This window comes from Mesorhizobium sp. J18 (assembly GCF_007829525.1).
In the GTDB taxonomy this organism is placed as follows: domain Bacteria; phylum Pseudomonadota; class Alphaproteobacteria; order Rhizobiales; family Rhizobiaceae; genus VLJP01.
Genome location: NZ_VLJP01000013.1, coordinates 1 through 13,913, shown reverse-complemented (window position 1 = coordinate 13,913; position 13,913 = coordinate 1). Strand labels below are relative to the sequence as shown.

General features: G+C 63.3%; 13 protein-coding genes and 1 pseudogene. 12 read left to right on the top strand and 2 right to left on the bottom strand.

From position 1 onward, the window contains the following. The 11 genes from L598_RS07295 to lpxK all read left to right on the top strand — a co-directional run. Nucleotides 1-1,255 (top strand): pseudouridine synthase (locus tag L598_RS07295; RefSeq protein ID WP_144861372.1); only part of this gene is annotated, 1,255 nt, incomplete at its 5' end. Then, nucleotides 1,252-1,806 carry a 16S rRNA (guanine(966)-N(2))-methyltransferase RsmD gene (gene rsmD, locus L598_RS07290; RefSeq protein ID WP_144861315.1) on the top strand — a complete coding sequence of 185 codons (555 nt, stop codon included), beginning with the start codon at nucleotides 1,252-1,254 and terminating at the stop codon, nucleotides 1,804-1,806. The genes L598_RS07295 and rsmD, both read left to right, overlap by 4 nt. A 90-nt stretch (nucleotides 1,807-1,896) precedes the next feature. After that, nucleotides 1,897-3,285 (top strand): pitrilysin family protein, encoded by a 1,389-nt coding sequence (locus L598_RS07285; RefSeq protein ID WP_144861314.1) that lies wholly within the window; start codon nucleotides 1,897-1,899, stop codon nucleotides 3,283-3,285. Beyond that, complete coding sequence (locus L598_RS07280) at nucleotides 3,282-4,640, top strand: pitrilysin family protein (protein WP_246658667.1); 1,359 nt, start codon at nucleotides 3,282-3,284, stop codon at nucleotides 4,638-4,640. The genes L598_RS07285 and L598_RS07280 overlap by 4 nt, the downstream gene beginning before the upstream one ends. Nucleotides 4,641-4,699: 59 nt before the next feature. Beyond that, nucleotides 4,700-5,572: a patatin-like phospholipase family protein gene (locus tag L598_RS07275; protein ID WP_246658666.1), complete on the top strand. Its 873-nt coding sequence runs from the start codon at nucleotides 4,700-4,702 to the stop codon at nucleotides 5,570-5,572. A gap of 232 nt (nucleotides 5,573-5,804) precedes the next feature. Continuing rightward, nucleotides 5,805-7,148 (top strand): TldD/PmbA family protein, encoded by a 1,344-nt coding sequence (locus L598_RS07270; protein WP_144861312.1) that lies wholly within the window; start codon nucleotides 5,805-5,807, stop codon nucleotides 7,146-7,148. Next, a complete protein-coding gene (locus L598_RS07265) occupies nucleotides 7,135-7,938 on the top strand; it encodes a 3'(2'),5'-bisphosphate nucleotidase CysQ (RefSeq protein ID WP_246658665.1) in 804 nt (267 codons plus the stop codon). Before L598_RS07270 ends, L598_RS07265 begins: the two co-directional genes overlap by 14 nt. Nucleotides 7,939-8,060: 122 nt before the next feature. Beyond that, complete coding sequence (locus L598_RS07260) at nucleotides 8,061-8,303, top strand: DUF4170 domain-containing protein (protein ID WP_144861311.1); 243 nt, start codon at nucleotides 8,061-8,063, stop codon at nucleotides 8,301-8,303. 5 nt (nucleotides 8,304-8,308) lie between these two features. Beyond that, nucleotides 8,309-9,088 (top strand): lysophospholipid acyltransferase family protein, encoded by a 780-nt coding sequence (locus L598_RS07255; RefSeq protein ID WP_144861310.1) that lies wholly within the window; start codon nucleotides 8,309-8,311, stop codon nucleotides 9,086-9,088. Beyond that, a complete protein-coding gene (gene waaA, locus L598_RS07250; RefSeq protein ID WP_144861309.1) occupies nucleotides 9,085-10,395 on the top strand; it encodes a lipid IV(A) 3-deoxy-D-manno-octulosonic acid transferase in 1,311 nt (436 codons plus the stop codon). Before L598_RS07255 ends, waaA begins: the two co-directional genes overlap by 4 nt. Then, the gene (lpxK, locus tag L598_RS07245; protein ID WP_144861308.1) at nucleotides 10,395-11,423 is read left to right on the top strand and encodes a tetraacyldisaccharide 4'-kinase; all 1,029 of its coding nucleotides are present in this window, start codon (nucleotides 10,395-10,397) and stop codon (nucleotides 11,421-11,423) included. Before waaA ends, lpxK begins: the two co-directional genes overlap by 1 nt. On the opposite strand, the gene L598_RS07240 is transcribed toward lpxK, so the two are convergent. Further along, entirely contained in the window at nucleotides 11,420-11,671 is a 252-nt protein-coding gene (locus L598_RS07240) for a DUF2093 domain-containing protein (RefSeq protein ID WP_186444950.1), read from the bottom strand. The genes lpxK and L598_RS07240 overlap by 4 nt on opposite strands. 91 nt (nucleotides 11,672-11,762) lie before the next feature. Next, on the bottom strand, nucleotides 11,763-13,559 hold the full coding sequence (gene mutL / locus L598_RS07235; protein ID WP_144861306.1) for a DNA mismatch repair endonuclease MutL: 1,797 nt from the start codon (nucleotides 13,557-13,559) through the stop codon (nucleotides 11,763-11,765). A gap of 184 nt (nucleotides 13,560-13,743) precedes the next feature. Between mutL and L598_RS21725 the strand changes: the two are divergent. Then, nucleotides 13,744-13,913, top strand: a pseudogene (locus L598_RS21725) (acyl-CoA dehydrogenase); the annotation flags it as partial.

The window sequence follows — 13,913 nt, the reverse complement described above, 5'->3', positions numbered from 1 at the left end:
CGGCGAGCGCATAGCCAAGCGGCTTGCGCGGGCCGTGATCGAGGCGGGCCGCGTCACGGTCAACGGCAAGGTACTGAACTCGCCCGCCTTCAACGTGCAACTGACCGATCATATCGAGGTCGACGGCGCGCCGATCCCCGCGATCGAGCGTACGCGCCTGTTCCTGTTTCACAAGCCGGCAGGCGTGGTGACGACCAATCGTGATCCGGAGGGCCGGCGCACGGTCTTCGACATATTGCCGGAAGGTCTGCCGCGCCTTCTGACTGTCGGAAGGCTCGACATCAACACCGAAGGCCTTCTCCTGCTCACCAATGACGGCGGCCTGGCGCGCGTGCTCGAACTGCCCTCCACCGGTTGGCTGAGGCGCTACCGTGTACGCGTGCATGGTAAGGTCGATCCGAAGGCGCTCGAAGGACTGAAAGACGGTATCGCCGTGGACGGCGTGTTCTATGGCGCGGTGGAGGCGGTTCTCGACCGCGAGCAGGGCTCCAATGCCTGGCTGACCATCGGCCTGCGCGAAGGCAAGAACCGCGAGGTGCGCAACATCCTCGGCGCGCTCGGCCTGGAGGTCAACCGGCTGATTCGTATCTCCTACGGCCCTTTCCAACTCGGCGCATTGCCTGAAGGGGCCGTGCAGGAGATCAGGGGCCGAACATTGCGCGACCAGCTGGGCGAGCGTCTGATCAGCGAAGCAGGCGCGAATTTCGATGCGCCCATCACCAAACCTTTCAGCAGCAACCCTGTGGGCGACGCCAAGCCCGCTCCGGAAAGCGCTCCCGCGAAGAAGCGGGAAAAGGACGCGCCGGTGGTCGAAAAACGCCCCTTGCAGAGGCGCAGGCGCAGCCGCGAAGAGGTGCGGGAAGATGCGCTCGGGCGTCTGCAAACGAAGCCTGAAAGGCGCGGCAGCGGCGCTGGCGGGCATACGAAACCAGCGGATGCACCCCGCCCTCACAGTTCCAATGTGTGGATGGCGCCCGGAGCCCGACCGATGGGCAAGAAGAAGGAAGCCGCAGCTGATTCCAAGGCCGCGGCGCGACCACAGGAAAGAAAGGGCGGCAAGCCGGGCTCCTACAAGAGGGCTGAAAGGCACGCTGGCGGCAAGCCGGATCGAAAAGGCGGCAAGCCCGACAGCAGCAAGCGTCCGGGTGGCAAGCCGCACGGCTCCCCTCGGGCAAATGAACGGCCGCGTCCGGCCGGCAGCAGATCGGGGGGACCTCGCGGGAGAGGTCCGGGCAAGGGGCCTGGAAGGCGGTGAGGATCGTTGGCGGGCAATTCCGCGGGCGTATGCTGGCGGCCCCAGCATCCGACCGGATCCGGCCAACGACGGACCGGACCCGCGAGGCGCTTTTCAACATTCTCGAACATCGCTTTGCCGGAAGGCTGCAGGGGGCGCGCGTGCTGGATCTGTTTTCCGGTACCGGGGCGCTCGGCTTCGAGGCGCTGTCGCGCGGCGCGGCTCATTGTCTCTTCATCGAGGAATCGGTCGAGGGTCGTGGTCTCCTGCGCACCAATATCGAAAATCTCGGCCTGCAAGGGCGCACGAAGATATTCCGCCGGGATGCGACGAAACTGGGAGATGCCGGCACGATCCAGCCGTTTGACTTCCTCTTTGCTGATCCGCCCTACCGCAAGGGCCTGGGCGAGCTAGCCCTGAAATCCGCCCGCGAAGGCGGATGGCTTGTCCCCGGCGCGCTCTGCGTCGTCGAGGAGGCGACCGACGCCATCTTCGATCCGGGCCGCGAGTTCCTGGCCGTGGATGAGCGTCATTACGGCGACACGATTGTCCGTTTCATGGAAGTCGCCTGACTTCGGGTGCTTGCCCGAGTTTGGCCCAGTTTGGCCGGTTCTCCTGAGATGCCGGACTTTCGCGAAGCAAGATTTCAGGAAGGACATTCGATGCCGTCCAGAACCGTTCCCTCCGTCCGCTTGATTCTGGTGGCGATGGGCGCATTTCTTTTCGTCCTTTTCTCGGCGCCCATACATGCCTCGGCTGCCGACGATCCCGGCGACGAGAATGAAATCACCGATTTCGTGCTGGAGAACGGACTGCAGGTCGTCGTCATACCCGACAGGCGCGCGCCGGTCGTCACCCATATGCTCTGGTACAAGGTGGGCAGCGCGGACGAACAGCCGGGCAAGTCCGGTATCGCCCATTTCTTCGAACATCTGATGTTCAAGGGCACGAAGAACCACAAGCCGGGCGAGTTCTCCGCCCGCGTGGCCGAGATCGGCGGCCAGGAGAATGCCTTCACCTCCTACGACTACACCGCCTATTACCAGCAGGTGACGCCGGAAGCGCTCGAAACCATGATGCACTTCGAGGCCGATCGCATGCGCAATCTCGTGCTGACCGATGAGGTCATCGAACCGGAACGGAATGTTGTCATCGAGGAACGGGCCTCGCGCGTCGAGACCGCCCCGGATTCGTTGCTGAGCGAGGAGATTGACGCCACCCTCTATCAGAACCACCCCTACGGCATCCCGGTGATCGGCTGGATGCACGAGATCAAGAAGCTGAACCGGGCCGACGCGATCGAATTCTACAACCGCTACTATGTCCCGAACAATGCCGTTCTGGTCGTAGCCGGAGATGTGGATGCCGAGACCGTCCGCGATCTGGCGGAGAAGACCTACGGCAAGATTCCGCGCGGACCCGACATGGAGCCGCGTATCCGGCCGCAGGAGCCGGAGCAGAACACCAGGCGGCTCGTGACGCTCGAGGATCCACGCGTTGGCGTACCGAAATTCAGCAAATCATGGGTGGTGCCGTCCTATGAGAGCGCCGAGCCCGGCGAAGCGGAGGCCCTGGATCTTCTGTCGGAGATCCTGGGAGGCGGCGTGCATAGCCGGCTCTACCGCAAACTGGTGGTGGAGGAAGGTATAGCCGCATCCGTCGGCGCCTATTTCCAGGGAACTGCGATCGATGATTCGAGCTTCACCGTCTATGGCGCGCCGCGCGGCGAGGCGACGCTGGAAGAAGTCGAGAAAGCCACCAATGCGGAGATCGCCCGTATCGCAGCCGACGGCGTTTCCGAGGAAGAGCTGGAAATGGCCAAGACGCGTTTCGTGCGCAGCATGATCTTTGCCCGCGACAGCCAGTCGGGAATGGCCCGCATCTACGGTTCGACGCTTGCGACCGGCGGCTCCGTGGAGGATGTCCGGGAATGGCCGGAGCGTATCCGTGCCGTCACCGTGGAGCAGATAAGGAATGCCGCGGCGACCTATCTGGAGGACAGCCGCTCGGTGACCGGCCATCTGCTGCCGAAATCCGAGGAGCCGACATGAGGAGCGGGCGCACCATGCAGTCGAATGCCATGGCAAGAATCCTTTCCCTGTCGACCATTCTCGCCCTTGCGTTCTTCTTCCTGGCCTTGCCCGCGATCATGCCGGCGCGTGCGGCGGTCGAGATCCAGGAGGTCACGTCACAAAAGGGTATCACGGCATGGCTCGTCGAAGACCATACGATCCCGATCGTGACGATCCGCTTCGCTTTCGAGGGCGGCAGCACCCAGGACCCTGCCGGCAAGGAAGGCATCGCCAATCTGATGACCGGGCTTTTCGACGAGGGCGCGGGCGATCTGGAATCGGCCAAATTCCAGCAGGCGCTTGACGTCGCCGGGGCGGAGATGAGCTTCAGTGCCTCGCGGGACGCGATATACGGCTCGATGCGCCTGCTCGCGGAAAACCAGCGGGAAGCGCTGGATCTGTTGCGGCTGGCCATCAACGAGCCGCGCTTCGACCAGCCGCCCATCGACCGCATCCGCTCGCAGATAAAATCCCGCCTGCTTTCCCAGTCACGCGACCCGCAATATGAAGCGCAACGCGAATTCGCCAAGGCGCTCTATGGCGAACATCCGTATGCGCGACCCGACCAGGGCACCGCCGAAACACTCGATTCCATCACGGAGGAAGATCTGAAAGCCTTCCACGACCGTCTCTTTGCGCGCGGCAGGCTGCATGTGGCGGTGGTGGGCGCAATCGGCCCTGAGGATCTGAAGCGGGAACTGGATGCGCTGTTCGGCGATCTTCCAGAGGAGCCGGATCTTCTTCCCGTGGAGCATGTCGCTCCCAGGCTCGATCAGAGGATTCCCATTGCCTACGACCTTCCGCAAAGCACGATCCACGTGGTCTATCCAGGTGTTTCGCGCAAGGATTCGGAATTCTTTCCCGCGTATCTCATGAACGAGATCCTTGGCGGCGGAACCTTCTCATCCCGGTTGTTCGAGGAAGTGCGAGAGAAGCGGGGCCTCGCCTATGGCGTCGGCTCCGATCTTATCAGCCGCAAATATTCCGAAGCCCTTATGATTGGCACCGCGACCCGGCCGGACAGGGCGAATGAGGCCTTGAAGATCATCCTTGATGAAGCCAGGCGGATGGCGGCCGAAGGCCCGACGCAGGAGGAGCTGGATGCCGCCAAGCGCTATGTCATCGGCGCCTATGCCATCAACAATCTGGATTCCTCCAGTGTGATTGCTCGGACGCTGGTGAACCTGCAGATCGAGGATCTCGGGATCGACTATATCGACCGCCGCGTGGAACTGATAAATGCGGTGACGCGGGACCAGGTACTGGCGGCGGCGCAGCGGCTGCTTCAGGCCGAGCCCGCTATCATGATCCTCGGGCCGGAACCTCAGGAGTAAAGCTTCGGGAGATGCATCCTGGGCAGAGCCATTCGCCAATTCCCGCAGCAGCGACGGCCGTGGCCGATTCGCCTTCGGACCGGCCAGCCTTCGCCGTCGCTTTCGGCGGCGGCGGGGCGAGGGGTCTTGCCCATATCCATGTCATAGAGGCGCTGGACGAACTCGGTATCCGTCCGCGTGTCATCGCCGGATCGTCCATCGGCGCCATTATGGGCGCGGCCATGGCCTCCGGGATGTCCGGCAAGGAAATCCACGCCTATACGCGCTCGGTCCTGTCGCGACGATCCGAAGTGGCTGCCCGCATGTGGCGGGCCAGGCCCGGAAGCTTCAGCGAAATGGTCGATGGCGGCTTCCGCTTCAGCCAGTTCAACGTGGAGCGCATATTGCACTCCTTCCTGCCGGAGGCTGTGTCGGCGCGTTTCGAGGATCTGAAAATCCCGCTGCGTGTCACTGCGACCGACTATTATGCCCATGAGCTTGCCGTGCTGAAGACGGGAGATCTGCGCTCCGCGCTCGCGGCTTCGGCCGCTATCCCTGCCGTGTTCCGTCCTGTCCGCCGCGATGGACGGCTCTTCATCGACGGCGGGATCTACAATCCCGTGCCCTTCGATCTCGTTGAAGGCGAAGCCGATATCGTGATCGCCATAGATGTCGTCGGCGCGCCGGTGCCGGCCGGGCAGCGGATGCCGGGCTCGATCGACCTGATGTTCGGCGCCACGCAGATCATGATGCAGTCGATCATCGCCATGAAGCTGCAAAAGAAGCGCCCGGACATCCTTTTACGTCCGCCGGTCTCACGCTTCCGCGCACTGGACTTCCTGAAGGTGGAGGCTGTGCTGGCGGAAACCGTCTCCATCAAGGACGAACTGAAGCGCGCCGTGGAAGCGGCAGTGGCCGGCAAACGCAGACGGCGGACCAAAGCCAGGGCTTGAGGCTCCCGGGCATGGTTCAGAACAGTGTGTGCCGGTCCTCGAGAACCCTATCTGTTTGATTTAACCGCATTATGCGACGCAAGGTGATCCATCCTGCTGCAAAGTGCTCCAGGCTGCTGATATCCTTAAATCGGCGCAGCCATTGCACATGAGGCGCGCCGGCAATAGATGGTGCCATTGAGAGTGTCCCGCGGCGAGCATCCGCGTCAATCCAACGGTTTCTGGAAAACCCATGCGAGGATCGTCCGATCAGGAGCAGCTTGTCGACCGGGTGATGGCTTTGGTCGAGGCAGCGAAGAAGGCCGGCGCCGATGCGGCGGACGCGGTGGTGGTGCGCGGGCGCAGCACGAGGGTTTCCGTCCGCCTTGGCAAGGTGGAAGGCACCGAATCGGCGGAAAGCGACGATATTTCCTTGCGCGTCTTCCTCGGCAAGCGCGTTGCCAGCGTTTCGGCCACAATGTCGTCTGACCCGGCTGCTCTCGCCGAGCGCGCGGTGGCCATGGCGCGCGTCTCTCCCGAGGATCCCTATCAGGATCTCGCCGACCCGGATCTCCTGGCACGGGACATACCCGATCTCGATCTTTTCGACCCCACGGAGGTGTCGTCCGACCAGTTGCGCGAGGATGCGCTTGCCGCTGAGGAAGCAGCGCTCGCCATCCCCGGCGTGACCAATTCGTCGGGCAGCGGTGCGAGCGCCGGTTCGGGCGGGCTCGTGCTCGCCACGTCCCACGGCTTTGTCGGGCAATATACAGCCACACGCTTTTCGCGTTCCGTCAGCGTCCTCGCAGGCGAGGGCACCGGAATGGAGCGGGATTACGATTTTTCCTCGCGCATCCATTTCGCCGATCTCGACACGCCGAAAAAGATCGGCCGCACTGCCGGCGAGCGCGCGGTCAGGCGTCTCAATGCGCGCAAGGTGAAGACGACCAAGGTGCCGGTCGTTTTCGATCCACGCGTGGCGCGCGGCATTGCGGGCCATCTGGCAGCCGCCATCAACGGCGCATCGGTGGCCAGGAAGACGAGCTTCCTGCGTGACATGATGGGCAAGAAGATCGCCGCCGCAAGCATCACTGCGACGGATGATCCGTTGCGTCCGCGCGGTCAGGCTTCGCGCCCTTTCGACGGAGAGGGCGTCGCGGGCAAGCCGCTGGTGATGGTGGAGGAGGGAATCCTCAAACATTGGATGCTGTCGACTTCGGCGGCGCGCGAACTGGGACTTCAGACCAATGGCCGCGGCGTGCGCGCCTCGTCTTCTGTCAACCCTTCCTCGACCAATTTCGCCCTCGAGGCGGGACAAAGCACGCCTGAGGAACTGATCCGGGCGATCAAGGCCGGTTTCTACGTCACCGAGGTCTTCGGACAGGGCGTCAACATGATAACCGGCGAATACAGCCGCGGCGCGGCGGGCTTCTGGATCGAGAATGGCGAGATCGCCTATCCGGTCTCGGAGGTCACGATAGCGTCCAATTTGAAGGACATGTTCCTCGCCATGACGCCGGCCAGCGATCTCGATCGCAATTACGGGACGGCGGCCCCCACTCTTCTCATCGAGGAAATGACCCTTGCAGGCGATTGATGACGCCCGGCTTTCGTCCGACGAGGATCTGACGCTCCTGTCCGAGGCGGCCCGTGAGGCCGGCGAGATAGCCATGAGCTATTTCCGCCGCGCACAGGAAGTGTGGTGGAAGGAGGGCAAGTCGCCGGTCGGCGAGGCGGATTTCGCCGTTGATCGCTTCCTGAAGGAGGAGCTTCTGCGGGCACGGCCGGAACATGGCTGGCTTTCCGAGGAAACGGTCGATTCGGCGGAACGTCTGTCGGCGCGCCGCACTTTCGTGGTCGATCCCATCGACGGAACCCGCGCTTTCATCGACGGTAGCGACACTTGGTGCGTCAGCATCGCCATCGTGGAAGACGGCAGGACCGTCGCGGGCGTGCTCGAATGCCCGGCCAAGAGCGAGACCTATATGGCGATCATCGGCGGCGGGGCCAGGCTGAACGGTTCTCCCATAACGGTCTCGAAACCGACCGATGAGCCGCTGATATCCGGCCCAAAACCGATGATAGCTGCGCTTCCGGATTCCCTGCGCGCGCGCATCAGGACGCATTCTTACATCCCTTCGCTGGCCTATCGCATCGCCATGGTGGCGAGCGGCAGGCTCGATGCGAGCTTCGTCAAACCGGATTCGCATGACTGGGATCTGGCGGCGGCTGATCTTGTGCTCGCGGAAGCTGGCGGTATGATCCTTGACCGGGCGGGCCAGCCTCCGCGCTATGCCGGCCCCGATCCCCGCCACGGGCCGCTGGCGGCCGGCAGCGGTCATCTGCTCGAGGAACTAGCCAAGGTGGTTGCCGCATATGACAGGTGAGTTGCTCCCGACCGTCATGCACGAATGGTTTCAAATTTGAAAGAATTGATCTAGATCGAATGCGGTTGCGGCGCGCTGCTTCGCACCCCGGTTCCTCCTGCATTGCATCCAAGGCAAATCCAATGCCCGACGAAAGCGGAAAAAAACAACTCCTGCACCTGGTATTCGGCGGCGAACTGAAGTCGCTTTCGAGCGTCGAGTTTCGCGACCTCAAGGCGCTCGACATCGTAGGCATCTTTCCCGACTACAAGTCCGCCGAGGTGGTATGGAAGGCAAAAGCCCAGGAAACGGTGGACAACGCCCATATGCGCTACTTCATCGTTCATCTGCATCGCCTTCTCGACCCCGAATCCCGGCAAGATTGACGGGAATGGAGCAGAAGGCCGTGATGTCCACCAATGTTTCCGGGCGCCGGACCGGCAATGCGAGCCCGGCGAAGAGGCTTTGGCGTCGTATCCGCAAGCCATTGGCGGAATCCCGGCTTTCCAAGAACATCCTGGCCGCTCTGCTCACAACCGTCATTCGCTTCGTGAAGAAAACCAACCCGCCCGCTGCCGGCTCCCATGACGTGGCCGCGCATTTGCGGGAAAATGCACCTTCGATCACCGCCCTTTGGCACGGACAGCATCTGCTGTCTCCGGCCTTCAACCCGCCGGGCAATCGCGTGGCCGCAATGGTCTCGCGCAGCGCCGATGCCGAGCTCAACGCGCTCGTCCTGGAGCGGTTCGGCTTTATCGTGGCGCGCGGCTCCGGAGGGCGCGAATCGAGCGGCAACGGCAAGGGCGGCGCCAGGGCGTTGATTGCGCTGAAGCGGGCGCTGGACGACGGCAGCAATGTCGCCATGATCGCCGACGTCCCGCATGGTACGCCCAGGCAGTCCGGCCTCGGCATCGTCACGCTGGCGCGCATATCAGGGCGTCCGATCTTGCCGATGGCCATGGCAACGAGCCGCCGCAAGGTGCTGGAACGCTCCTGGGACAAGACAGTCATCAATCTCCCCTTCGGGCGCAGCGCCATCATCGTCGGCGAGCCGATATTCGTTCCGGCCGATGCCGATGATGACGAGATGGAGAGAAAGCGCCGTGAGGTTACAGATGCGCTCAACCGGGCGACGCAGGAAGCCTACCGGCTCGTCGATGGCGTACAATGAGTGAACGCTGGGCGCGTGCCATTCTTACCACCTACCGCTGGGCGGGTGCCGCGATCTATCCGCTGATCGGCGGCTACGTCGCCTGGCGGGCCAGCAAGGGCAAGGAGGATCGTGCGCGGCGGCGCGAGCGATACGGCCAGACCAACAGGACACGGCCGGAAGGTCCTTTGATCTGGATGCATGCCGCCAGCGTCGGCGAAACTGTCGCGGTGGTCGGACTGATCGAGCACATCCTCAGCTACGGGATCAATATCGTGCTTACGACGGGCACCGTCACCTCGGCCAAGGTCGCAGAGGAGCGGCTCGGCGACCGCGTGATCCACCAATATGTGCCGCTCGACCTGAAACCGGCGATCAGCCGTTTCCTCAATCATTGGCAGCCGGATCTCGCCATCATGGCGGAATCGGAAATCTGGCCCATGACCATACTGGAACTCGGCGCCAGGCGTGTTCCGCAGGTTCTGGTCAACGGCCGCCTGTCTGATCGGTCATTCGCAGGCTGGCGCAAGCACCCCTTCCTTGCAGAAGCTCTGTTCGAGAACCTGGCGCATGTGGTGGCCCAGTCGGAAGTCGACGGCGAGCGTTTCCGTATCCTCGGCGCCCGTCCCGTGACGATTTCCGGAAACCTCAAGGTGGATACGTCTCCGCCACCGGTCGATCCGGAGACCCTTGCGCAATTGAAGCAGGAAATCGGCACCCGCAAGACCTGGGCGGCCATTTCCACCCATCCGGGCGAGGAGGAGATCGCGGTCGAGGTGCACCGGATGCTGCGCAGACGGCATCCGGATATACTGACGATCATCGTGCCCCGCCATCCTGAACGGGCAGTCGCCCTTGAGGCGGAATTTGCCGCCGCGGGCCTTAAAGTGGCTTGCCGGGGCCGCAAGGACCCGATCCAGCCGGATACCGACATATTGCTCGGCGATACGATCGGCGAAATGGGCCTCTATCTGCGCCTGACGGAGATCGCTTTCGTCGGCCGCTCGCTGGCGATCGAGGGCGGGCAGAACCCCATCGAACCTGCCATGCTGGGAACCGCCGTGCTGGCTGGAAAGAATGTGCAGAATTTCCGCGAGACCTATCGCCGCCTCATCGACCGTGGCGGGGCAAGACTCGTGCGTGATCAGGACATGCTCGCAGGTGCCGTCAATTTTCTCTTCAATAACGAGCCGGCCAGAAAGGGAATGATGAAAGCGGGCCTGCGGGCCGTGGATGAAATGTCTGGCGCGCTCGCTCACACCTTGACCGCGCTGGAACCGTATATACAGCCGCTCATCCTGAAGAGCCGGCTGCAGGGGCGTGGATAATGGCCAGCGAAGCGCCGCCCTTCTGGTGGGAGGCGCCTGACTGGCGTGCCGCGGCGCTCTGGCCATTCTCGGCGCTCTATGGCCTTGCCGCGAGCTATCGGATGCGCGCGGCAAAGCGCGAGGAGACCGGCGTTCCCGTCCTGTGCATCGGCAATTTCACGGTCGGCGGCGAAGGGAAGACACCCGTCGCCATCGCCCTGGGTCGCGAAGCGCGCGAGCAGGGGTTGAAGCCCGGCTTTCTTTCGCGCGGCCATGGCGGCAGTTTTTCCGGTCCGCATCTGGTGGATCCGCATCACGACAGCGCCCGGCTGGTCGGCGACGAGCCGCTGCTCCTGGCAGAACACGCCGCGACGGTGGTTACGCCGGATCGCGCTGCGGGCGCCAGGTGCCTTGTCGAGGAGGGCTGCGACTTCATCCTCATGGATGACGGTTTCCAGAGCGCTCGCATCCGGATCGATCATGCGCTGATCGTCGTCGATGCCTTGCGGGGATTGGGCAACGGACATGTCATTCCGGGCGGTCCCCTCCGTGCACCGCTGCTGGAGCAGTTGCGTCACGCGGATGCAATCCTGCGCATGGGGGCAGGTGAAGGCGCCGACGAAGTCGTGCGCATGGCCTCGCGGGCGGGGAAGCCGGTATTCGAGGCGCATGTGGAGCCGAGGAGCGGCCACGACCTGCGCGGCAAGGAATTATTGGCATTTGCCGGCATAGGGAATCCAGGCAAGTTCTTCGAGACGCTTCGTCAGGCGGGCGGGAAGATTGCCGTCGAACGCCCCTTTCCGGATCACCACGTCTTCACGGAAGAGGAATTGCGGGAGCTTTCATCAGTTGCCGAGGGCAAGGGCTACAGTCTGGTCACGACGGCCAAGGATGCCGTGCGCCTCAGGCATGGCAGCAAATCCATGCGCCGGTTCGCCGAAAGCATCCACGTCCTGGAGATCGATGTGGTGTTCGAGAACCCGGCCACTCCGGTGACGCTTATCCGCCGGACAGTCGAAGCGTGGAAGGAACGCAGGCTTAAGGTCTAGGTAGGGGACCTATTAATCTGGTCGCGTTTGCGCAGGTCCGGGTTCTGCTCCAGCTCGCGGTTGAGCGAGATTTCGGCATTGGCATAGGCTTCCTGCCGCGCAACGCTCCAGTATTTCAACTCGTCGAGCGGGATGGGCTGGCCTGTCACGGCACAACGCACGAAGGCGCCCGGCGCGATGACCTGGAAATCACCATCCAGATAGCGCAATCGCGCTTCCCGTGAGCCCGGTCCTTCGAAACGGTTCATCAATGCGTCCTCGACTAGCCCCTAGCAATTGCTGCGGCCTGGATGTTTGCGCCACAAAATGCGGGCAAGGTCAAGCGGAGTGGCAGGAAGCCTATCTCCGGCCGAACAGCCTTTCGATATCCGCAAGCTTCAATTCGATATAGGTCGGCCGGCCGTGATTGCATGTGCCGGAGCCGGGTGTGGCTTCCATTTGCCGCAATAGCGCATTCATCTCCTCCGCCTGAAGGCGGCGGCCGGAACGGACAGAACCGTGGCAGGCCATGGTGGCGGCTATACGGTCGATGCGTTCCTTGAGGCTGTTCGCCGTGTCGTCCTCGGCGATTTCGTCCGCCAGGTCGCGCACGAGTTCGGCGGCATCCGTCTTGCCCAGCATGGCGGGCGTCTCGCGCACGGCAATCGCGCCGGGACCGAAGCGTTCCAGTCCCAGCCCGAAGCGGCGGAAGAATTCGGCATGGGCGGCAATACGTTCGGCATCCTCTTCCGGCAGATCGACGATCTCCGGAAGGAGAAGCATCTGCGAGGGAAGGGGGCGGGAGTGGATCGCCTGTTTCAACGATTCATAGACCAGCCGTTCGTGGGCGGCGTGCTGGTCCACGATAATCAGCGAATCTTCCGTCTGCGCCACGATATAGTTCTGGTGCACCTGGGCGCGGGCGACGCCGAGCGGCGCCCGCAATGCCTCGGCAGGGAGTTCCGCCGTTCCGGCTCGCGTGTCGCCGCTGATCCCTGCGCCCGTGTCGAACATCGTCTGGACGCCTTCCGCGAAACCCGCGTCGAGCGGACGGCTGGGCGAGGTGACGGCGCTCCATCCGGCGTGGTGGCTGCCATTCGGCCGGGGTGCGGCTGCCGCCCGGAAGGCCTCGAGCATGGCTGCCGCCCCGGTGGTTGCCGATCGCAATCCCTGGCGCGACAGCGCCTCACGGATGGCGCCGACGATCAGCCCGCGCACTAGGCCGGGATCCCGGAAGCGCACATCTGCCTTGGACGGATGCACATTGACGTCGACCAGAGCCGGATCGAGCGAAAGGAAGAGCACTGCGACGGCATGCCTGTCGCGTGGCAGGGCATCCATATAGGCGCCCCGGATGGCGCCTGCGATCAGCTTGTCGCGTATGGGCCGGCCGTTCACATAGGCATATTGCTGCAGGGCATTGCCTCGTGAATAGGAGGGGATCGACACATGCCCGAAAAGCTGCACGCCTTCCCGTTCCGCCTCGATCGGAATCGAATTTTCGGTGAAATCGCGACCAAGCACCTGTCCGATGCGGCGTATGAAGGTCCCATCCTCTTCAGTAGCGGAGAGGTCCAGCGCCGTCCTGTCGGTTCCCGAGAGGGTGAAGCGCACCGAAGGGAAGGCAACGGCGATGCGCTTGACGGTCTCGCTGATGGCGGCTGCCTCAGCCCGTTCGTTGCGCATGAATTTCAGCCGCGCGGGGGTGGCGAAGAAGAGGTCGCGCACCTCGACGGTGGTGCCACGATTGGCCGCGACCGGGCGCACCGGCGAGACGCGACCGGCTTCGACCAATATTTCCGCCCCACCGTCACCGTCGGCCGTGCGCGAGCGGAGAGCGAGACGTGCGACGGAGCCGATGGAAGGAAGCGCCTCGCCGCGGAAGCCGAGTGAACGGATGTCGTTTATGTCGTCACCAAGCTTGGAGGTGCAATGGCGCGCCACCGCCAGCGGCAATTCATCGGCCGCGATGCCGCAGCCGTCATCGGTAACGCGCAGGAGCGTGAGCCCGCCGCCTGCCGTGGCGATCTCTATGCGCGATGCGCCGGCGTCGAGCGCGTTTTCGACCAGTTCCTTGACCACACTGGCCGGACGTTCGATCACTTCGCCGGCGGCGATCTGGTTGATCATGGTTTCGGTGAGCTGGCGGATCAGCATCGCACGATCATAGCGGGATTCGCGGCCTTGGCGGAAGCTGTCCGGAAGTTATCCTCAGCGTCAGGAGCCTGCCGGGCATATCCAGATAAGCGAGTCCCTATCGGCAAGTTTTTCCGCCAAAAGCCCTTTCGCCGCCATGCCGTTCCGCTCTAAATAGGCGCCAAACAATGCAGGACGGAAAAAGATGAACGTTGAAAACGCAAAGCCGAAACCGGCAGCCGCCAGTTTCATCTGGAACGACCCCTTCCTCCTTGATGACCAGTTGACTGAGGAGGAGCGGATGATCCGCGACGCGGCGGCGTCCTTTGCTGCCGACAAGCTGGCGCCGCGTGTGCAGGAAGCGTATCTGGAGGA

Bases quoted from the DNA above. Each gene is read 5' to 3' on its own strand.
- L598_RS07285 (WP_144861314.1), top strand. From the start codon at position 1,897: ATGCCGTCCAGAACCGTTCCCTCCGTCCGCTTGATTCTGGTGGCGATG.
- L598_RS07280 (WP_246658667.1), top strand. From the start codon at position 3,282: ATGAGGAGCGGGCGCACCATGCAGTCGAATGCCATGGCAAGAATCCTT.
- L598_RS07270 (WP_144861312.1), top strand. From the start codon at position 5,805: ATGCGAGGATCGTCCGATCAGGAGCAGCTTGTCGACCGGGTGATGGCT.
- L598_RS07260 (WP_144861311.1), top strand. From the start codon at position 8,061: ATGCCCGACGAAAGCGGAAAAAAACAACTCCTGCACCTGGTATTCGGC.
- L598_RS07255 (WP_144861310.1), top strand. From the start codon at position 8,309: ATGGAGCAGAAGGCCGTGATGTCCACCAATGTTTCCGGGCGCCGGACC.
- waaA (WP_144861309.1), top strand. From the start codon at position 9,085: ATGAGTGAACGCTGGGCGCGTGCCATTCTTACCACCTACCGCTGGGCG.
- lpxK (WP_144861308.1), top strand. From the start codon at position 10,395: ATGGCCAGCGAAGCGCCGCCCTTCTGGTGGGAGGCGCCTGACTGGCGT.
- L598_RS07240 (WP_186444950.1), bottom strand. From the start codon at position 11,671: ATGAACCGTTTCGAAGGACCGGGCTCACGGGAAGCGCGATTGCGCTAT.
- mutL (WP_144861306.1), bottom strand. From the start codon at position 13,559: ATGCTGATCCGCCAGCTCACCGAAACCATGATCAACCAGATCGCCGCC.